The organism is Candidatus Delongbacteria bacterium, from assembly GCA_020634015.1.
Taxonomy (GTDB): Bacteria; CAIWAD01; CAIWAD01; order CAIWAD01; family CAIWAD01; genus JACKCN01.
Genome location: JACKCN010000003.1, coordinates 370,921 through 391,387 on the forward strand (window position 1 = coordinate 370,921; position 20,467 = coordinate 391,387).

15 protein-coding genes and 1 pseudogene are annotated in these 20,467 nt (G+C 62.3%); all 16 read left to right on the top strand.

The features are described 5' to 3' along the window. Positions 1 to 139: 139 nt before the first annotated feature. The 16 genes and pseudogenes from H6678_08265 to H6678_08340 all read left to right on the top strand — a co-directional run bounded on the left by H6678_08265 (position 140) and on the right by H6678_08340 (position 20,340). The gene (locus H6678_08265) at positions 140 to 1,996 is read left to right on the top strand and encodes a cytochrome P460 family protein (GenBank protein MCB9473789.1); all 1,857 of its coding nucleotides are present in this window, start codon (positions 140 to 142) and stop codon (positions 1,994 to 1,996) included. 416 nt (positions 1,997 to 2,412) lie between these two features. After that, the gene (locus tag H6678_08270; GenBank protein MCB9473790.1) at positions 2,413 to 2,712 is read left to right on the top strand and encodes a hypothetical protein; all 300 of its coding nucleotides are present in this window, start codon (positions 2,413 to 2,415) and stop codon (positions 2,710 to 2,712) included. Positions 2,713 to 2,924: 212 nt separating this feature from the next. Continuing rightward, positions 2,925 to 4,475, top strand: coding sequence for a citrate lyase subunit alpha (locus H6678_08275; GenBank protein MCB9473791.1), 1,551 nt, complete (start codon positions 2,925 to 2,927; stop codon positions 4,473 to 4,475). Between the two features lie 179 nt (positions 4,476 to 4,654). Continuing rightward, positions 4,655 to 6,166, top strand: coding sequence for a T9SS type A sorting domain-containing protein (locus tag H6678_08280; protein ID MCB9473792.1), 1,512 nt, complete (start codon positions 4,655 to 4,657; stop codon positions 6,164 to 6,166). A 215-nt stretch (positions 6,167 to 6,381) separates the two neighbouring features. Continuing rightward, positions 6,382 to 8,505 (top strand): T9SS type A sorting domain-containing protein, encoded by a 2,124-nt coding sequence (locus tag H6678_08285; GenBank protein ID MCB9473793.1) that lies wholly within the window; start codon positions 6,382 to 6,384, stop codon positions 8,503 to 8,505. 218 nt (positions 8,506 to 8,723) lie between these two features. After that, entirely contained in the window at positions 8,724 to 10,082 is a 1,359-nt protein-coding gene (locus H6678_08290; GenBank protein ID MCB9473794.1) for an NAD(P)-dependent oxidoreductase, read from the top strand. Then, complete coding sequence (gene preA / locus H6678_08295; protein MCB9473795.1) at positions 10,069 to 11,382, top strand: NAD-dependent dihydropyrimidine dehydrogenase subunit PreA; 1,314 nt, start codon at positions 10,069 to 10,071, stop codon at positions 11,380 to 11,382. The genes H6678_08290 and preA overlap by 14 nt, the downstream gene beginning before the upstream one ends. Continuing rightward, positions 11,382 to 12,857: an NCS1 family nucleobase:cation symporter-1 gene (locus H6678_08300; GenBank protein ID MCB9473796.1), complete on the top strand. Its 1,476-nt coding sequence runs from the start codon at positions 11,382 to 11,384 to the stop codon at positions 12,855 to 12,857. Before preA ends, H6678_08300 begins: the two co-directional genes overlap by 1 nt. A gap of 41 nt (positions 12,858 to 12,898) precedes the next feature. Next, positions 12,899 to 14,380 carry a CoA-acylating methylmalonate-semialdehyde dehydrogenase gene (locus H6678_08305; protein ID MCB9473797.1) on the top strand — a complete coding sequence of 494 codons (1,482 nt, stop codon included), beginning with the start codon at positions 12,899 to 12,901 and terminating at the stop codon, positions 14,378 to 14,380. A gap of 21 nt (positions 14,381 to 14,401) precedes the next feature. Continuing rightward, a complete protein-coding gene (locus H6678_08310; GenBank protein MCB9473798.1) occupies positions 14,402 to 15,268 on the top strand; it encodes an acyltransferase in 867 nt (288 codons plus the stop codon). 13 nt (positions 15,269 to 15,281) lie between these two features. Then, positions 15,282 to 16,673 carry a dihydropyrimidinase gene (gene hydA, locus H6678_08315; protein MCB9473799.1) on the top strand — a complete coding sequence of 464 codons (1,392 nt, stop codon included), beginning with the start codon at positions 15,282 to 15,284 and terminating at the stop codon, positions 16,671 to 16,673. A 117-nt stretch (positions 16,674 to 16,790) separates the two neighbouring features. Beyond that, positions 16,791 to 17,087 (top strand): hypothetical protein, encoded by a 297-nt coding sequence (locus tag H6678_08320; protein MCB9473800.1) that lies wholly within the window; start codon positions 16,791 to 16,793, stop codon positions 17,085 to 17,087. Continuing rightward, a complete protein-coding gene (locus H6678_08325) occupies positions 17,084 to 17,869 on the top strand; it encodes a chromosome condensation regulator (GenBank protein MCB9473801.1) in 786 nt (261 codons plus the stop codon). Before H6678_08320 ends, H6678_08325 begins: the two co-directional genes overlap by 4 nt. After that, a complete protein-coding gene (locus H6678_08330) occupies positions 17,860 to 18,048 on the top strand; it encodes a hypothetical protein (GenBank protein ID MCB9473802.1) in 189 nt (62 codons plus the stop codon). The genes H6678_08325 and H6678_08330 overlap by 10 nt, the downstream gene beginning before the upstream one ends. A 175-nt stretch (positions 18,049 to 18,223) precedes the next feature. Beyond that, positions 18,224 to 18,799 carry a hypothetical protein gene (locus H6678_08335; protein ID MCB9473803.1) on the top strand — a complete coding sequence of 192 codons (576 nt, stop codon included), beginning with the start codon at positions 18,224 to 18,226 and terminating at the stop codon, positions 18,797 to 18,799. A 413-nt stretch (positions 18,800 to 19,212) separates the two neighbouring features. After that, positions 19,213 to 20,340, top strand: a pseudogene (locus tag H6678_08340) (Fic family protein). Positions 20,341 to 20,467 lie beyond the last annotated feature (127 nt).

A 20,467-nucleotide genomic window follows, 5' to 3' on the forward strand; every position in this document is an offset into this window, starting at 1 on the left:
CTCGAGGATCGGGAATCGAACCGATCCACCGCACACAGCGCCACACACGCCATGCGATTCCCGCGTTCACGCTGGCGGGGATGTGTACGCCCGGCGCTGAAGGAAGTGGCCTCACATTCTGACAACACGGGAGAGATGGATGACACACAGGATCATGTGCAGCTGCCTGCTGGGGCTGGTCGCGAGCGCCCTGCTGCTGACCGGCTGCGATTCGGACGACGGTGATGCAATGGACAATGGTGTGGTGGTTGGCGAGAGCGCTTTCCAGGCTTACCTGTCCTGGCAGGAAGTGGATTACACCATCGACGGCACGCCCGGTCTGGGCAACGCACACCAGGGCGAGCTGGAAGATTATGCCCGGCGCATCTTCATGAACCCGACCGCGCTGTCGTCCAGTGGCGAGCGTTACGACGAGGGGTCGATCATCGTCAAGGAGACCTTCAGCTACGATGCCGCAGGCAACCGCGTGTTGCCCGCGGGCGGTGCCCTGCTGGCCATGGTCAAGCGTGGTGGAGATTTCAACCCGGCTGCCGCGGGCTGGGAATGGTTCGAGCTCGGCACCGATGGCACCGTTCTCGCCCGCGGTGGTGCCGAGATGATGGCTGGCGCCTGCAACGGCTGCCATGGCGCCGCGCCCGGGTACGGTGGACTTGATTTTGTGTTTCATCATCCCGCACAGGTCGTGGCCGATGCCGCTCGCTTCAGCGGTTTCGAGAACTGGACCCGGATTGCGGAGACCGTGGAGGACCATGATTTCCTTCAGAGCGCCCACCAGTCTTCCTCGGGCAATGCTCTGAGACGTGTATACAAGAAGCAGGAAATGGCCAACCCGGATCAGGGAGAATATCCTGTAGGCACCACTCTGGTGAAGAGTGTCGAGCTGGATGGCTCGATCATGGAAATCACCGGCATGGTCAAGCGTGGCGCCGGTTTCAACCCGGCTGCCGGTGATTGGGAATGGTTCATGCTGGATCCCGCGGATCACAGCATCGCGGCTCGCGGTGGTGCCGACATGCTGGACGGCATGTGCAATGGCTGCCACAGCCATGCCAATCCGGAAGAAGGCTATGGTCTGGACTTCGTGTTCCACCATCCTGGAGATGCCTTCAATTCAGGCGGAGGATATGTGGCCCAGCCTGCCCACCTGAGCGACTACCGGGACTGGCAGCAGGTGGACTACACCATCGACGCCAGCAATGGCCTGGGCACGGCGCACATGGGGGGCGACGCCCTCTTCAGCCGGCGCGTGTTCGCCAATCGGCCGCTGGATCCGGTGAGCAACCAGTATCCGGTAGGCACGGTTCTGGTGAAGGAGACGTTCACCTTCGATGAAAGCGGCAACTGGGAATGGCCCGAGCAGATGGGCGTGCTGGCGATGGCCAAGCGGGGCGCGGGTTTCAACCCGGGCGCCGGGGACTGGGAGTGGCTGGTGCTGTCCAACGACGGCACCCAGATCACCGCACGCGGCGGAATGGACATGCTGAATGGCATGTGCAATGGCTGCCATGCGGCCGCCACCACCTATGACGGATTCGATTTCGTGTTCCAGCATCCCGGCCGCTCCAGTTTCGGAATCAATGACCTGCTGCTCTACGGCGACTGGTCCGTGGTGGGCGAGGCCACCGGCGATCATGATTTCCTCAACACCGCGCACGGCGGGGCGGACGCGACCCGTCGGGTCTACAAGAAGCAGCTGGACGCGAATCCGGAACCGGTCCCCGGCGACGAGGCCTGGCCCACGGGCACGATGTTCGTCAAGGAAGTCTGGGTGGATGGGAGCGTTCTGCCCGCCCGCGCAGGGATGATCAAGCGTTCCGGCGATTTCAACCCCGAGGGTGGGGGCTGGGAGTACGTCATGTTCGAGGGCGACGGCACGGTACTGGTTCAAGGAGGCAGCGAGACCAGCTGCTCTTCCTGCCACAGCCATGCCAACCGTGGCGAGGGCTATGGACTGGACTGGGTCTTCAGTCATGCGGACGACCCCTTCAACAATTGATCCAGCCAGACATTCTTGTTTGAACCAGGGCGGGCCGCGGATGCGGCTCGCCCTTTTCGTGGGAAGCCACCCGCGGAGCCACCCGAGTCCGCTGGCAGGACGCCACCCGCGGAGCCACCCGAGGATCCGCTGGCAGGACGCCACCTGCGGAGCCACCCGCGTCCGCTGGCAGGAAGCCAGCCGCGGAGCCACCCGAGTCCGCTGGCAGGACGCCAGCCGCGGAGCCACCCGAGTCCGCTGGCAGGAAGCCACCCGCGACCCGAGGTGGCTGGCAGCCCCCGCGGAGCTCCGCTGGCAGGAAGCCACCCACCCACCCAAGTCTGCTGGCAGGAGGCCACCCGCGGAGCCACCCGGAGTCCGCTGGCAGGAAGCCACCCGCGGCGCCACCCGATTCCGCTGGCAGGAAGCCACCAACGGTGCCACCCAAGTCCGCTGGCAGGACGCCACCCACGGAGCCACCCAAGTCCGCTGGCAGGACGCCAGCCGCGGCGCCACCCGGAGTCCGCTGGCAGGTCTCCACCCGCGGCGCCACCCGAGTCCGCTGGCAGGACGCCACCCACGGAGCCACCCAAGTCCGCTGGCAGGACGCCACCCGCGGAGCCACCCGAGTCCGCTGGCAGGAAGCCACCCGCGGCGCCACCCGAGTCCGCTGGCAGGAAGCCAGCCGCGGAGCCACCCGAGTCCGCTGGCAGGAAGCCACCCGCGGAGCCACCTGAAGTGGCTGGCAGGACGCCACCCACGGAGCCACCCGAATCCGCTGGCAGGACGCCAGCCGCGGAGCCACCCGAGTCCGCTGGCAGGAAGCCAGCCGCGGAGCCACCCATAGTGCACGTCAGCGCTTCCTGTAGTGGGGACTTTGGCGATGCCCCGTCTCTTTGGCACCTTCGCGCCCGTTCCCGGAATCAACGCGACGAATCGTGGAGGACCGATGAAACTGATACAGAATTCGCTTGGGCGCTGGGTGCCCGAGCAGGTCAATGGCCGGGCCGTGCGCCCGTTCCTCGGAGTGGGCAAGACGCCCCCCACGGGCCACAAGGCGGGCGCTCCGATCCGCAGTGGCGCGGACTACCGCGACAAGAGACTGAAGTCGCTGGAAGAGGCGGTGGAAGCGGCCCAGCTGCGCAACGGCAGCGTGATCAGCTTTCATCACCACTTGCGCAATGGCGATCTGCTTCTGAACCAGGTGCTGGAGATCGTCGCGCGCAAGGGACTGCGCGACATTGTGGTGGCGCCCTCGGCGCTGTTTCCCTGCCATGAGCCCCTCTGCGACCACATCCGCAACGGGGTGGTCTCGCACATCGAAGGCTCGATGAACGGACCGGTGGGCAAGCTGTGCTCCACGGGCGGATTCGGCAAGACGGCCATCCTGCGCAGCCATGGTGGCCGCTTCCGGGCGATCCAGGATGGCGACCTGACGATCGATGCCGCCTTCATCAGTGCACCCACCGCCGACCCTCACGGCAATGCCACGGGTGACCGCGGCCCCAGTGCCTGCGGTCCGCTGGGCTTTGCACTGGCCGACAGCCTGTATGCGAAGTGGGTCACGGTGGTCACCGACAATCTGGTGCCCTTTCCCTGCCTGCCCTGGATGATCGAAGGCGGCAACGTGGACCGCGTGGTCACCGTGGACCGGCTGGGCGATGCCTCACAGATCGTCAGCGGCACCACCCGGGTGGCCGAGGAGCCCGACCGGGTGATGATCGCCGAGCTGGCGGCGCGCTTCGTGCGCGATGCGGGCCTGATCGACGAGCCCGAATTCAGTTTCCAGGCGGGCGCGGGTGGCATGTCGCTGAAGTTCGTGGAGTACATGGGCAACTACATGCGCGAGAAGGGCGTGGTGGCCGACTTCGCTCGTGGCGGCAGCACGGGCCTGCTGGTGCAGCTGCTCAAGGAAGGGCTGGTGAAGTACATCCTCGACGGGCAGAGCTTCGACCTTGAGGGCGTGCGCAGCCTGCGCGAGAATCCCAACCATGTGGACACCAATCCCTTCGTGTCATACAACTGGCACAGCAAGGGCTGCTTCGCGCCGCGGGTCAAGGTGGGCGTGCTGGGCGCTACCGAGATCGACTTCGATTTCAATGTGAATGTCAACACGCACAGCGATGGCTGGCTGCTGCACGGCATCGGCGGTTTCACCGATGCGGCCGACGCCCAGGTGACCATCATCACGGCGCCGCTGGTGCGCAAGATCCATTCGATCGTGATGCCGCGTGTCACCACCGTGACCGCCCCCGGCGAGACCATTGACGTGCTGGTGACCGATCACGGCATCGCGGTCAATCCGCGCCGTCAGGATCTGCTGGACCGCCTCAAGGGCAGCGACCTGCCGCTGGTGACCATCGAGGACCTGCACCGCAAGGCCATGGAACTGACGGGCGGGCACCAGACCGAAGCCAGGCTGGGCGAGGAGGTGGTGGCGGTCATCGAGTACCGCGACGGCACCCTGATCGACAGCGTGCGGCGGGTCATCGCGGACTGACCGCACGCGTCATTCAATCGAAAGAGCCTTCCTGCGCCACAGGAAGGCTCTTCTCTCGAAATCTCTGTCGTGATTGACTTTGCTCACACTTTTCACATCAAAGACTGCCGATACTCTGCTGTGGCAAGCTGCGGACCGCGAATCAGTGTCCCTCGCGAAGCCAACCACAGGAGTAACCCATGAAATCATTGCTCGCTTCTCTGCTTCTGGTGCTGGCCATCGGAACTCCATCCCGCGCGATTCACCTTGTGTCTTCCAGTCCCGCCACCGGCACGGCCGGACTTGGAGGGGCAATCACACTCGTGCTCTCATTCGATACTCCGCTCGACACCAGCAGGGAGTTCGCCAACAGCTTTGCTGGTGAGGATGCGGTCCTGCCCGTGCAATTCATGCTCATCGAACCCGAGTATTGGATGAGCCTGACGGACTTCAGCGTCAACGGCGACTTCACCGAGCTGAATCTGTCACTGCAGCTGGCACCAGAAACGGATTTCTGCCTTGTCCTGGGCCAGGCCTTCGGCGATGACGCCAGCTCGCTGGCGAACCCGGAATTCATTTTCCTGAGCACCCAGGCGAGCCTTGGCCAGTTTTCCGTTGGCGGCACAGTGACCTTTTCCGGCGTGGTTGCCAATGCCATGGTCCTGCTGACCGACCAGCCGATCTTCGCCGACGAGCCCCAGTTCCTCTGTGGGACGATCGGAGGGCCGTTCGGGGCCTATGAGATTCCCTTCGTGCGCCCGGGCGTGTGTTACCCCGTTGCCGCCCTCGATCTGGATGGCGATGGTCAGATCAATCCCGATCAGGGTGTGGACGTGATCGGAATCTATGACCCCGATGAAGACGGCCAGCAGGACAGCATCCTGGTGGACGGCAATCTGACCGGCATCGACTTCGCGCTGGATCTGTTCGCGACGATGCGCACCGCCCAGGAAGCCCTGGCGGACGCCACCCCACTGGCACTGGAGTGGGATGCCTCTGCACAGGCGAAGGTTCTGCAGACCTGGGGTGGCCTCGATGAGGATGGCGCAGCCGGCAGCTGGATCTGCATGTTCAGTGCGCCCACCATGACCGATGCGCTTGTCGTGTACCTGAGCTTTGCCGGTGTGCAGGCCGAGATCATGCCTGTTGAAGGCAGCCTGCGGGACCTGCCCGCCCTGCCTCAGACTTTCCTGGATTCCGCCACGATGCAGCAGATCGCTCTGGACAACGGGGGGGACGACTTCCTGCAACTGTATCCCGAATGCGAGCAATCCTTCCAGGCGGGGGCCCAATCCTATTTGTGGCCCGAAGACCCGACCCGCCTGCTCTGGACGGCACAGTACTTCGTCGATCTGGGGGAAACACAGGATTTCCTGTTCGTGGTGATGGATCTGGTCACGGGCGAAGTGCTGGAAAACACGAAGGTGGAGCCCGGACCTGCCGTACCCACCGGGCTCAGTCTGGAGCACAACGCGCCCAATCCCTTCAATCCGGACACCATCATCCGCTTCAATCTGCCCGGCTCAGGGCGGGTCAGTCTGACCGTGCACGACATCATGGGGCGCCCGGTCACCACGCTGCTCGACGGTGGGCTGGGCGCGGGCGAACACCGCATCCGCTTCGACGGCAGCGGCCTGGCCTCGGGCATCTATTTCTACACCCTCGAGTACGAAGGCAGCCGTCTGACCCGCAGCATGCTGTTGGTGAAATAGGCACGGAATTCAGCATCTGCTGACTGGTCTGGCCCCCGGAGCACCGCACCGGGGGCCAGATCCTTTTGCGCCACGCCGGGCATCCTGCCTGCCCCGGAGCCACCCAGACGCCAGGGCATTCGATCGGACGGCCGATTGCTTGCGCAGGATCATGCATCAGTGGATTCGTGTCCCGACCTTGGGCGGCCAAGAACTCCATCACCCGGGAAGACACAGTGAAGACTCTCTGCCTTGGCTTCTGCCTGGCCCTGCTGGGCTGTTCTGCTGCCCATGGCCAAGACAAGGAGACTGCTGTCCTGCTGGGCAGCAGCGAGGGTCCTTGCCTTGCCGTGGCCATGCTGGGCGATCTGGCGGTGATGAGCGCAGGATGTCATGTGCTCGTCCAGGATCTTTCGGACCCAGCTCAACCTCGTCGGTTGGGTTCGGTGCAGACCCCGGGTCTCGTGTATTCCATCACCGTGCAGGACAGTCTGGCCTTTGTCGCTGACTACCGAGCCGGATTGCGTGTGATCGATCTGCACGATCCTGCGCGTCCAGAGGAAATCGGCCATCTGGATCTGGATGGTCTGATCATCGATGTCGCGGTCCGTGCCGACGTGGCGTGTGTGGCAAGTTACAACTCAGGGTTGTGCGTGGTCGATGTCCATGACCCGACGGATCCCCGCCTGCTTGGGCGCCTGACGAATGGCGCCGGCGCACAGGCAGTCGCCATGATGGACCAGCTGGCGCTAGTGCAGGGTCCTGGCGGACTGAGTCTGGTGGACCTGCAGGATCCTGCACATCCCTTCGAGCGCGGCTTTGTGAGCATCACCGGGAGAATCAGCGGGATTGCGCTGAATGGAACGCTTGCCGCCGTGGGGTCGTTTTTCGGAGAGTTGCTGATTCTGGATATCCGGGACCCGGATGCACCTGTATTGATCGGATCATGCGAACTCGGCACAATGAGTCCGGATATCACAATCAGCGGAAACGTGGTATACGTTCTTTCCACCGCCGCCACTTTGAGGGCCGTGGACATCAGTGATCCAGCACACCCAACGACGATTTGTGAGTTTGGTGTTCCAGGTTACTCATGGGGTCTGGCGGTCGAAGACAGCCTGGTCTGCATGAGCAATTACTCCAGCGGTATGCGCGTGATCGACGCACGGAATCCGGCGGACCTTCAGGAACTGTCAATCTGCCCATCCGGCGATCACGCCAGCCTCGTGGCGACAAACGGTGACATTGCCTGTGCCAAGGGATACGGCCTGGAAAATCATGGAAGCATGTGTGTGTACGATGTGTCGGATCCTGCGGAGATTCGACAGATCGGTTCCATCCTGATCGAGCACGGAATCAGAAGGCTGGCCATGCGCGACAGTTGCGCGTGTGTCATTGATGACGAAGGAATTCTGCACCGCATCGATCTGAGTGTTCCTGAGGTCCCGGTGGAAACCGGCCAGCTGGGTTTTGTGCAGCCTGCCCTGGATCTGGCTTTCAAAGATGGGCTGCTCTGCGTGGTGGCTGGAGAGGCTGGTCTGCGCATCGTCACTCTGGAAGAAGACGGCAGCCTGCGGGAATCGGGATTTCTTGACACACCGGGCTATGCTCGGGATGTTGAGGTGCAAGGGAACAGGGTCTGTGTCGCCGATGGGACGATGGGATTGCGCCTGATCGATCTGGCTGACCCCACGAACCCGAGCCTGGTCCGGGCCAGTCGCGAATTCGGTTCCATCTGGAACGTGGCATTTTCGGGCGATCTCGTATGTGCCATGAATACCGCAGAGAAGGCGATTCTGCTGGATGTGAGCCAGCCGGACCGAATCCAGAAGCTGAGCACCATCCAGAACGTCTCCGGTTACCTTGGCATGCTGTTGAAGGGCAATCGACTGTGTCTGACGAACAGGGACGGTGACCTGGTCATGTTCGATGTGAGTACGCCATTCAGTCCCCGTGCGACCGCGATCGAGCCCATTTCCCAGATTCACCTTGGAATGACACTCGGCAACGATCGACTCATTGTCGGCACCGGCTCCGCCGGGTTGCTGGTCTATGATTTTGAACCCACCCGGAGCACCTGGCAGTGGGATCTCCCCACCGCGTTCAGCCTGCACCAGAACCAGCCCAATCCCTTCAATCCCGACACCACGATTCCTTACACCCTGCACGTGTCCCAGCACGTCACACTGCGGATGTACGATCTGGGCGGCCGTCTTGTGCAGTCCTGGACACCCGGATTGCAGGAGGCGGGCCATCACCAACTGGTGCTGGACGGCCGGGGACTGGCCAGTGGCATCTACTTCTATGAACTGCGTTCCGAGTACGGTTCCACGGTTCGAAAGATGATCCTGCTGAAGTGACCTTTCAGCTCTGGGTTCGCCGATGGCACCTCGGCCTCCGGCCGAACCGGGCGAGCTCGATCCACGAATTCCATTGGCCCGCCTGAATGGTAGGTCCGCCCCCGCCCGGGCCGTATATTCACGGCTTCAATCGGACACCATCGCGGCTTCAAGCCCCCTGCCCACTTCGGGCGAACCCGGGGCGACCTGCCGGCCGCACAGCCAACTTTGGATCGCTCATGTCCCTGCGTGCCAATCGACTGGCTCCGGGCCAGTACACCCGCCGCTTCGCCGAGCTGAAACCCGCGCTCAGCCGGGGCGAGCAACGGGCCGAAAGCAATCGCTGCCTCTACTGCTTTGACGCACCCTGCACCAAGGCCTGTCCCACCCACATCGACGTACCGCTGTTCATCAAGCAGATCGCCAGCGGCAACCTGCGCGGCGCCGCGCACACGATCCTCGAGGCCAATCCCCTTGGCGGAAGCTGTGCCCGGGTCTGCCCCGTCGAGATCCTCTGCGAGGGCGCCTGTGTGCTCAATGCGCACGAGCAGCGCCCGATCGCCATCGGCAGATTGCAGCGCGTCGCCACCGACGCCGCGCTGGTGGAGCACTGGCCGCTGTTCACCAGCAAACCCGCGGGCGAGCTGAGGGTGGCCATCGTGGGTGCCGGACCGGCGGGTCTGTCCTGCGCGGTCAAGCTGGCCCGCGAAGGCGTGCGTGTCACACTCTTCGAGCGCGAAGAGGTGGCAGGTGGGCTGATGGTGGACGGAGTGGCCGCCTACAAGGTCACCGAAGAATTCTGCCGTCAGGAAATGGATTTCCTCTGCGCGCACCCCAACATCCAGCTGGCCTTCGGCCATGAGCTGGGGCGCAACCTCGAGCTGCAGACCCTGCGAGAAGACCATGACGCCGTGTTTCTGGCCTTTGGAGTCGGTATCACCGAGCCGCTGGGCATTCCCGGTGAAGACGCGGAAGGCGTGGTGGATGCCCTGGCCTTCATCAATCGCATCCGGCGCACACCGCTGGACAGCGTGCCCGTGGGCGAGAAGGTCGTGGTGGTGGGCATGGGCATGACCGCCATCGACGCGGCCACCCAGGCAAAGCGTCTGGGTGCCGAGGTCGTGACTCTGGTCTACCGCCGCACGAGCGAGGAAAAGCCCTGCAGCGATGCGGAACTGGAACTGGCCCTCAGCGACGGCTGCCGCATCGAATGGCTGGCGGCCCCGCAGGAGATCATCGCCACCGAAGGCCAGGTCAGCGCCCTGATCTGCCAGCGCATGAGGCTGGAACAGGACCCCGCCGGAGGCCGCGCCCGACCCGTGCCCACCGGTGAGACAGTCACCCTCGAAGCCGACATGGTGATTCGCGCCATCGGTCAGCGTCCCTATCAGCGCCTGCTGGACCAGTTCGGACTGCATCACGAAAAGGGACGACTTCAGGTGGGCGCCAATGGAAAGACATCCATGCCCGGCCTGTTCGCCGGGGGCGACTGTGTGAACGGCGGCAAGGAGGTGGTGGACGCGGTCCAGGCGGGCAAACTGGCCGCGGTCGGCATTCTGGAATATCTGGGAAGGGAGGCCGCCCGTGGCGAAGCTTGAGAGCGAATTCCTGGGCATCCGCTCCCCGAATCCCTTCTGGCTGGCCTCGGCGCCGCCCACGGACAAGAAGCTGAATGTGGTACGCGCCTTCGAGGCGGGCTGGGGCGGCGTGGTCTGGAAAACCCTGGGCGACCAGGTGCGCAATGTGTCCTCGCGCTATGCCGCCAACGCATACAATGGCCAGATCGTCTCCGGGCTGAACAACATCGAGCTGATCTCCGACCGTCCCCTGTCGGTGAACCTGCGCGAAATCCGCGAGGTGCTGCGCGAGTGGCCCGACCGCGCGCTGGTGGTGAGCCTGATGGCCAACACCACACGCGAGGACTGGCACGAGCTGGTGAAACGCACCCAGGACACGGGCTGCCACGGGCTGGAACTGAACTTCGGCTGTCCCCACGGCATGAACGAGCGCGGCATGGGCAGCGCCGTGGGCCAGGACCCGGAGATCGCCGCGATGATCGTGAGCTGGGTGATGGAAGTGGCCCGCGTGCCCGTGATCGTCAAGCTGACTCCCAACGTGCATTCGGTGGTGCCCACGGCCGCGGCGGTGGTCAAGGCGGGGTGTCACGGGCTCTCGCTGATCAACACCATCCAGAGCGTGATGAGTATCGATCTGGAGACTCTGGTGCCCAGCCCCAATGTGGGTGGCATGTCCACCTACGGCGGTTATTGTGGCCCGGCGGTCAAGCCGATCGCGCTCAAGATGCTGGCCAGTCTTGGGCAGGACTCGCGCACCGCGGGCGTGCCCCTGAGCGGCATCGGCGGCATCGGCAACTGGCGCGACGCGGCCGAGTTCGTCCTGCTGGGCGCCAGCACACTGCAGGTCTGCACGGCCGTGATGACTCACGGATTCAGCATCATTCGCGACCTCTGCGACGGACTGTCCAACTGGATGGACGAGAAGGGCTACACCCGCATCGAGGACTTCTGCGGGCTGAGCCTCGAGAAACTCACCAGCTGGGAGAAGCTGGATCTGAACTTCCACATCCACGCCGAGATCAACGAGCAGACCTGCATCGGGTGCGGCAAGTGTCACATCGCCTGCGAGGACGCCGCCCATCAGGCCATCGAGATTCTCCATGGCGAGCAGGGCAACCGCTTCCGCGTGATCGAACCCGAGTGCGTGGGCTGCAACCTCTGTCAGCTGGTCTGCCCTGTGGAAGACTGCATCACCATGGTGGAAGCGCGCCACGCCCCGGAACCCATGACCTGGCCCCAGTATCTGGCCACCAATCCCCCGCTGGAGCGCGTGCGTGAGGCGGGCGGCGAGGGCAGTTGTCCTCCGGGGAAGGAGGCCTGATGGCGCAGTCGGTGATCAACGAGCGCGACGGCTACCAGGAACTGGAGGCCAGCGAGGAACTGAAGGCGAGCGCCGTCTACAACGATGACATCGCGCCCACCCGCTTCGCCGAGCGTACGTGGACCCGCTGGCACATCGCGGCTCTCTGGGTGGGCATGGCGATCTGCGTGCCGACCTACACTCTGGGCGGCGTGCTCACCTCCTACTTCGGTCTCTCGGTACCCGAAGCGCTGATCGTGATCCTGCTGGCCAACATCCTGGTGCTGGTGCCACTGGTTCTCAACGCGTTTCCCGGCACGACCTACGGCATTCCCTTTCCCGTGCTGCTGCGCTCGTCTTTCGGCATCCAGGGCTCCAACATTCCGGCCGTGATCCGCGCCCTGATCGCCTGCGGCTGGTTCGGCATCCAGACCCTTTTCGGCGGTCTGGCCATTCACCTGCTGTTCGCGCAGGTGCTGCCGGGCTGGGCTTCGTTGGGGGGCACGGGTGAGGTGATTGGCTTTGTGCTCTTCTGGCTGCTCAACATCGGCATCGTGTTGCGAGGGTTTGATTCGCTCAAGCTGCTGGAAACTCTGGCCGCACCGCTGCTGGTGCTGGTGGGCGTGGGCCTGCTGTTCTGGGCCGGTCCCAAGGTGGACTGGCCAGCGCTGATGACCGCCGCGCCCTCGCGCCCCGCAGGGGACAGTCTCTGGCCCTGGTTCTTCGGCGGTCTCACGGCCATGGTCGGTTTCTGGGCCACCCTGTCGCTCAACATTCCCGACTTCAGCCGCTACGCCGTGAGCCAGCGGGACCAGATCATCGGCCAGATCATCGGCCTGCCATTGACCATGCTGCTCTTCGCGTCGCTGGGTGTGGTGCTCACCGCGGCCTCGCCCGCACTGGTGGGGCAGAGCCTCAGTGATCCGATCAGCCTGATCGGCGCGATCCACAGCCCCGTGCTGGGCAGCCTGGCCCTGCTGGTGATCATTCTGGCCACCGTGTCCACCAACACTGCGGCCAACATCGTTTCGCCCACCAACGACCTGCAGAACCTCTTTCCCCGCCGGATCAACTTTCGCCGGGGAGTGCTGATCACGGGTGTGATCGGCTTCCTGCTGATGGCCTGGGAGCTGTTGCGCAAACTGGGCTGGGTGGTGTCCGAGGTGGGACTGGACAGCCTCTACAGCAACTGGCTGCTGGGCTACTCGAGCCTGCTGGGACCCATCGCGGGCATCATGGTGGTGGACTACTTCCTGATTCGCCGCCAGCGCCTGGACCTGATCCAGCTCTACACGGCGGACAGCCCGCTCTATGGCCGTTTCAACTGGCGCGCGCTGCTGGCCTTCGCCATTCCGGTGGCCGTCACGCTGGTGGCCAAGCTCAGCGGACACGCGCTCTGGATCTACAACTTTGGCTGGTTCGTGGGCGGCTTCAGCGGCGGACTGCTGCACTGGCTGTTCTCGCGCCACACCATCACCGATGCCGGGCGCGCCTGAGTCCCAGGCCAGTCCCGGACCTTCATGGACAGGATTCCATCATGCAACTGACCATCAAGAGCGATCACGGACGGCTGGGCAACTGGATCGACGACCGGATCCAGCCGTCGACTTCCCGCACCACTCTGCCGGTCACCTCGCCGTATACGGGGCAGACCATCGCCGAGGTCCCACTGGGGGGCAGCGAGGACGTGGCCCAGGCGGTGGCGGCGGCTTCTGCCGCCTTTCCCGGCTGGAGCACGACTCCGATCAAGGAGCGCGTCCAGGTGATGTTCCGCCTCAAGGGACTGCTCGAGCGTTCGCTGGACGAGTTGGCCAACCAGATCTGCGCCGAGAACGGCAAGTCCTGGAGCGAGGCCCGCGCCGACGTGCTGAAGGCGATCGAACTCACCGAGTTCGCCTGCGCCCTGCCCAACACCATCGCCGGCCAGCAGCTGGAAGTCAGCCGCTGGATCACCTGCCGCACCGAACACGCCCCGCTGGGCGTGGTGGCCAGCATCTCACCCTTCAACTTTCCCGTGATGGTGCCCATGTGGACCCTGCCGGTGGCGCTCACCGTGGGCAACACGATGATTCTCAAGCCCAGCGAGCAGGTGCCGCTGTCGGCCATGCGACTGGCCGAGCTCTTCAGGGAGGCCGGGTTGCCCGCGGGTGTGCTGAACGTGGTCCACGGCGGCGAGCAGGTGGTGAACGCGCTCTGCGATCATCCCGGCATCCGGGCGCTGAGCTTCGTGGGCAGCACACGCGTGGCCCGTCATGTCTACGCCCGGGCGGCGGCCAGCGGCAAACGCGTGCTGGCGCTGGGCGGGGCCAAGAACCATCTGATCCTGCTGCCCGATGCCGACCCGAACTCCGCACCCCAGCAGATCGTGGAATCGGCCATCGGCTGTGCGGGACAGCGCTGCATGGCCGCCAGCGTGATGCTGGCCGTGGGCGATTGTGACGCGCTGATCGCGGAGATGACCCGTTACGCCCAGGGCGTTCCGCTGGGCAGCCAGTTGGGCGCGATCATCAATGCCAGGAGCCTGGAGCGCATCGAGGGGTACATCACCCAGGCCGAGAAGGATGGAGCACGCCTGCTGGTGGATGGCCGGGGCCGCAAGCCCGCCGATTCGACCTTCGCGAACGGCTGGTGGTGCGGGCCGACCCTGATTGATGGTCTGAAGGAGGGAGCGCCCGCCGCCTGCGAGGAAATCTTCGGCCCCGTGCTCTCGATCCTGCATGTGGACACTCTCGAGGAGGCCCTGCGCATCGAGAATTCCAGCCCCTACGGCAACGCCTGCTCGGTCTTCACCCGCAGCGGAGCGCCCGCGGATTACGTGATGAAACACGCCAGTGCGGGCATGTGCGGGGTCAATGTGGGCGTGCCCGTCCCGCGCGAACCCTTCGCCTTCGGCGGCTGGAACGAATCCCGTTTCGGTGCGGGCGACCTCACCGGTGAGGCGGGGGTCCGGTTCTGGACCCAGGACAAGAAAATGACCGTGAAATGGATCGAACAGGAACACCGCAACTGGATGTCCTAGGACTGAGGAAAGGAATACATCATGGCCCGAAACGTGATCAGTGGCCTGATCCAGTGTCACAATCCGATCAATGACGAGAGCCGGCCGATCAAGGAAATCCAGCAGGCGGCCCTCGAGCACCATCTGTCATTCATTGACGAGGCGGGCAAGAAGGGCGTGCAGATTCTCTGTCTGCAGGAAATCTTCAACGGCCCCTACTTCTGTCCCTCGCAGGACGCCCGCTGGTACGACGCCGCTGAGCCGGTGCCCGGTCCCACGGTGGAGCTGTTGGCCAGCTACGCGAAGAAGTACGCGATGGTGATGATCGTGCCCGTCTACGAGCGTGTCCAGGCCGGCGTCTTCTACAATACCGCCGCGGTCATCGACGCCGATGGCCAGTATCTGGGCAAGTACCGCAAGAAGCACATCCCGCACACCAGCGGCTTCTGGGAGAAGTACTTCTTCAAGCCCGGGGATCCGGCCTATCCGGTCTTCCAGACGCGTTACGCGAAAATCGGCGTCTACATCTGCTACGACCGCCACTTTCCCGAAGGCGCGCGCCTGCTGGGCCTGGGCGGGGCGGAAATCGTCTACAATCCTTCGGCCACCGTGGCCGGTCTCTCCCAGTATCTCTGGAAGCTGGAGCAGCCCGCGCACGCCGTGGCCAACGGCTATTTCATGGGCTGCATCAACCGGGTGGGAACCGAGGCCCCCTGGAACATCGGCCGCTTCTACGGCTCCAGCTATCATGTGGACCCGCGCGGCCAGATCATTGACTGCGCCTCGGAGGACAAGGACGAACTGCTGATTTCCACACTCGACCTGGGCATGATCGACGAGGTGCGCAAGACCTGGCAGTTCTTCCGCGACCGGCGCCCGGAGACCTATACCGGCCTGCTGGACATCTGAAAGGAGAGTGACGATGGCTTCCATTCTGATTCGCAACGGACAGCTGGTGAGCGCGCTGGACACGGTGCGCGGCGACATTCTGGTGCAGGACGGCACGATCAAGGCCATCGGCACCGGCCTGAGCACACTGGATGCGTCCACCCGTGTGATCGATGCCGGTGACCTGCTGGTCTTTCCCGGCGGCATCGACGCGCACGTGCACATGGAACTGCCCTTCATGGGCGGTGTCTCCGCCGACGACTTCGAGACCGGCACCGCCGCGGGTGTGGCGGGCGGCACCACCACGATCATCGACTTCGTGATCCCCGACCGCAACCAGGACCTGCTGGATGGGCTGGCCCAGTGGCGCGAGAAATCCGCCAAGAGCGTGGCCGACTACGCCTTCCACATGGCCGTGACCTGGTTCGGACCGAAGACCGCCGCCGAGATGGCGCACTGCGTGCAGCACGAGGGCATCACGTCCTTCAAGACCTTCATGGCCTACAAGGGCGCCATCGGTGTGGACGACACCGAGCTGATCCAGGTGATGCAGACCGCCAAGGGTCTGGGCGCCCTGGTCACCGCCCACTGCGAGCATGGCGACATGGTATTGGCCCTGCAGGAGAAACTGTTCAACCAGGGTCTGACCGCACCCAAGTATCACGCACTCTCCCGGCCCTCGCCCCTGGAAGGCGAAGCCACCAGCCGCGCGATCATGCTGGCGCGCATGACGGGCACCCCGCTCTACATCGTGCACGTGACCTGCCGCGAGGCCCTGAACGCCATCAGCGAGGCCCGCCTTCGCGGCCAGACCGTCTTCGGCGAGACCTGCCCCCAGTACCTGATCCTGGACGACCGCGTCTACGACACACCCGACTTCGAAGGCGCGGCCTACGTGATGAGCCCGCCGATCCGCCCGCTGGGGCACCAGGAAGCCCTCTGGGCGGGCCTGAAGGCCGGCGTGATCCAGACCGTGGCCACCGACCACTGCCCCTTCAACCAGTGCGGCCAGAAGGACAAGGGCCGTGACGACTTCCGCATGATCCCCAACGGGGCCGCGGGCATCCAGCACCGCCTGGCCCTGATGTACACCCACGGCGTCGGCGGCGGACAGATCGACCTGAACCAGTTCGTGGACCTGAACAGCACCCGCCCCGCCAAGCTCTTCGGCATGTACCCGCGCAAGGGCGCCCTGGCCGTGGGCTCCGACGCCGACATCGTGCTCTGGGACCCCACCCTGCAGAGCACCATTTCCGCCAGGACCCACCACCACCGCGTGGACCGCAGCATCTTCGAAGGCTTCGAGACCAAGGGCGGCCCGGTCTACGTCATCGCCAATGGGCGCGTGCAGTTCGACAACGGGGACCTGAAGGTCGAGCGCGGCGCGGGCCGCTATCTGGCACGGGGGGCGGGGGAGTATCTGTAGGGTCTACAGGAGGATCGGGTTTCATTCGATTGTTAGGCTCAGGCTGGAGAGGATTTTCATTAGGCTATCGACATGCATCTTCCTTGCAGATGGCAAACTCTCATTGGGAATCGTGATATGAAGACGAAACTTTGGACGACTCTATTGCTGCTATTCAGCCATGCAGTTTTTGTGAAAGTGTTGTTTGCGCAAGAAGCCGGTTCTATCCTCGGTTGGGGGCGATACATCGAAGTTGAGCCTGAAGCGACGACAGACATAATTGCTTCAGCTGGAGGTGAATACCACAGCTTGGCACTTTGTGCAGATGGCTCCACTTTGGGTTGGGGCTTCAATAATTATAACCAATGCACCGTCCCCCAGTCTGATGTGGATTACATTGATTTCGCAGTTGGCGGATATCACAGTCCGGCTTGAAGTCAGACGGGTCAATTGTGGCTTGGGGAGTTAATGACAGCGGTCAATGCAATGTTCCTGAGCCGAACACGGGCTTCAGCGCAGTGGCAGCGGACAAGAACCACAGTTTGGGCCTCAAGGCAAATGGTACGATAGCCGGGTGGGGATCCAATGGATACGGACAGTGCAACATTCCCGCACCCAACACGGGTTTTGTTGCGGTGGAAACAGGTTTTGGTCACAGTTTGGGTCTCAAGGCAGGTGGCTCAATTGTCGCATGGGGCTTGAATGATTATGGCCAGTGCGACATCCCTATGCTGAATTCGGACTTCATTGCAGTCGCGAGCGGAAGTTATCACGGCCTGGGATTGAAATCCGATGGCTCGATCGTTGCTTGGGGTGAAAACTCCAGGGGTCAATGCAATGTCCCTATGCCTAATGCCGATTTCATCGCGGTGGATGCAGGTGAGTGGCACAGTCTGGGGCTCAAGGCAGACGGGACAATCATCGCTTGGGGCAGGAACTTCGAAGGGCAATGCAATGTCCCCGAGCCAAACACGGGTTTCATCGCATTGGCAGCCGGATATCGAAGCAGTATTGGCTTCAAGGGTGATGGATCGAATATTAGATGGGGCAACAGTGGGTATCTCCCATCGCCGGACTCAGATTTTATTGCTCTGGTATCGGGTTCCAACCACAACATGGGCCTGACCATCGAAGGCGTCATCTCCGCATGGGGGAATAACTCCAATGGGCAATGTGAAGTCCCTTCCCCAATTCAGGTTTCACAGCGATTGCAGTAGGGTCCGGCCATAGCCTGGGTCTGAAGTCCGATGGATCGATTGCTGCTTGGGGGTACAACGCCCTTGGCCAATGTAATGTCACAATGCCCAACACGGATTACATCCTCACTCGCGGCGGGCACATCACACAGCCTGGGCCTCAAGGCGGATGGGTCAGTTATGGCTTGGGGATCCAATGATGCTGGTCAATGCAATGTCCCTTTACCCAATTCAGACTTCATTGCGATTGCTGCGAGTGGTTCGCACAGTCTAGGGCTGAAGGCTGACAGTTCGATTGTATCGTGGGTGACATAGGGCCTGTGCCTGGAGCCAAACACCGACTTCATTGCAGTGTCAACTGGCTTGAATCACAGCTTGGGACTGAAGGCAATCGGATCGATTGTGGCTTGGGGGTCAAATGAGTTTGGACAATGCGATCTGCCTGCTGTAAATGTGGGCTTTATCGCCTTGGCGGCGGGAAGTACCCATAGCTTGGGACTTAAAAATGATGGCTGGATTGTCGCTTGGGGTTCCAATGACTATGGGCAGTGCAACGTACCAGAGCCGAATACTGGTTTCATTGCATTGGCGGCAGGATCAAACCACAGCTTGGCTTTGAAGCAGCTCTCTACGGCGATTCGAGAACCCATTGTGATCCGATCTTTGCCGAAAGATTTACATATCAGCTCTACTTCGCCGAATCCTTTCAATCCATCAACCGTCATAGAATTTCAAACAGTCGTCGCGGGATACTTTTTTCTGCGGGTGTTTGATGTGTCCGGTCGTGTTGTAATTGAATCGCCTATTGGGCACCTGACAGGGGGCACACATCACGCTGGATGGAACGGCCTTAACGCCGAAGGGTTGGCAGTCTCTTCCGGTTGCTACTTCATGCAGGTACTACGTGCTGGAGGAGGATCTGAGGTTGTCAAGGGGTTGTTGGTCCGGTAAATGATTTGCCTTCGCTGTGAAGGTCTTCACTTGGTAGCCAACAACTACTGCGGATCTTTGTGCCATGAGAATTGAGTTCTGGATGATGAGACAGCCTGATTATGTCTACAGCCGGTGTTGCACTAGAGATCATGCCCAGGAGATCGATACCTTTTCGCAGAATGAGGAAAAGGTAGTGCCACGATTGCAATGCAGTTGCAAACAAGTATTGGACATCCGAAGTGGAGAGCGGCGTGAGCCAGTTCACTATCCCTTATCACAACTTCGAACCGGTGCGTGACACCGTTGCAATTGAAGAGGTGACTTTGCATGGTGATTCACCCAGGACCTGTTTGCATCAGCGCATCCTTCCGGGATTGGCAGTGAATGGGGTTTTCAAGTATTCCGGGGTGCCCAGTATTCGCTCCGCTTTTCTGGGGCGTTGTAGTCATGTCTCTTTCTCCCCACGTTTCCGTATCACACATTCGATTACGGCCGCACTGACTTCAATTGAGCGAGCACGTGGTTTCTGGAGGCTGCGACATCCCGGAGCAATGGATTGAACGCATGAGCGAGCGGGCGTTGCTGCTGGAGGCACATCATACAACTCACATTGAGGGCACTGAACTCACACTGGACGAAGCTGCTCGGTTATGGGCAGGCGAAGCCGTGGCAGGAGCGAATCGCGATGATGTGCGCGAGTTGCTCAACTACCGCGATGCCTTCAATCTTGTCGCTGCGTATCTCAGCAGCGGCGAACCAATCACCGAGGCCTTGATCCGCGAGATCCACAAACGGCTGGTCAAGGGAGTGCGCGGCGGATCTGCTCAGCCGGGGCAATACCGGAAGATCCAGAATTTTGTAGCCAACAGCCGTACTCGCGAAGTTATCTATACGCCCCCGACACCTGAACAGGTGCCGCTCTTGATGCGCGAGCTGGTCGATTGGCTGCGTGCAGACACTGACATCCATCCCGTTCTGATTGCTGGCATTGCTCAGTTCCAGTTGGTGCACATCCACCCCTTCGTCGATGGCAACGGCAGGTCATCACGCCTTCTTTCGACTTTGTGTCTGTATCGTTCGGGGTACGACTTCAAAAGGTTGTTCACCTTGAGTGAGTTCTACGACCGCGACCGCAGTGCATTCTACACAGCTTTACAAGGGGTGCGCGAGCACTCGATGGATTTGACGGGCTGGTTGGACTACTTCGTCCATGGACTGATGCAGCAGCTGGAAGAGGTCAAGAACCGCGGTGCATCGGTCATACGAGCCGATGTACAGGCACACGCTCAGGGTCCCGGTGCGCGCCAGGCGGCAGTTCTTGCGGCGATACACCAAGCCGGACGGGCATCTTTGGGTGAGCTCGAGCCGCTTTTCCCCTGTCAGTGAGCCGCCGCTCATTGCAGCGCGATCTGAAGCTTCTGCTTGACAAAGGGTTGATCCTTGAGCTGGCTTCTGCCGCATTGACTGACCCGAATCGGGCCTATGGTCCAACTCCAGGCCTGGGGACTTTGATTGGTCGGCCAGGCAAAGCAATGACAAGCTGTGACAGAAAGCTATGACAGACTATGACAGCCAACTCCGATACTAACAGTGACAAACGATGAAATCCGTGATGAGGCCCGGAATGGCACGACTTTGGAACTGAATTGACCAATCGCTCGACCCCCGGCTCGAGCATGCCCGATC

Excerpts from the sequence above, each read along its gene's own strand:
- H6678_08310 (MCB9473798.1), top strand. The coding sequence starts at position 14,402 with ATGGCCCGAAACGTGATCAGTGGCCTGATCCAGTGTCACAATCCGATC.
- H6678_08290 (MCB9473794.1), top strand. The coding sequence starts at position 8,724 with ATGTCCCTGCGTGCCAATCGACTGGCTCCGGGCCAGTACACCCGCCGC.
- H6678_08300 (MCB9473796.1), top strand. The coding sequence starts at position 11,382 with ATGGCGCAGTCGGTGATCAACGAGCGCGACGGCTACCAGGAACTGGAG.
- H6678_08265 (MCB9473789.1), top strand. The coding sequence starts at position 140 with ATGACACACAGGATCATGTGCAGCTGCCTGCTGGGGCTGGTCGCGAGC.
- H6678_08305 (MCB9473797.1), top strand. The coding sequence starts at position 12,899 with ATGCAACTGACCATCAAGAGCGATCACGGACGGCTGGGCAACTGGATC.
- H6678_08275 (MCB9473791.1), top strand. The coding sequence starts at position 2,925 with ATGAAACTGATACAGAATTCGCTTGGGCGCTGGGTGCCCGAGCAGGTC.
- hydA (MCB9473799.1), top strand. The coding sequence starts at position 15,282 with ATGGCTTCCATTCTGATTCGCAACGGACAGCTGGTGAGCGCGCTGGAC.
- H6678_08280 (MCB9473792.1), top strand. The coding sequence starts at position 4,655 with ATGAAATCATTGCTCGCTTCTCTGCTTCTGGTGCTGGCCATCGGAACT.
- H6678_08320 (MCB9473800.1), top strand. The coding sequence starts at position 16,791 with ATGAAGACGAAACTTTGGACGACTCTATTGCTGCTATTCAGCCATGCA.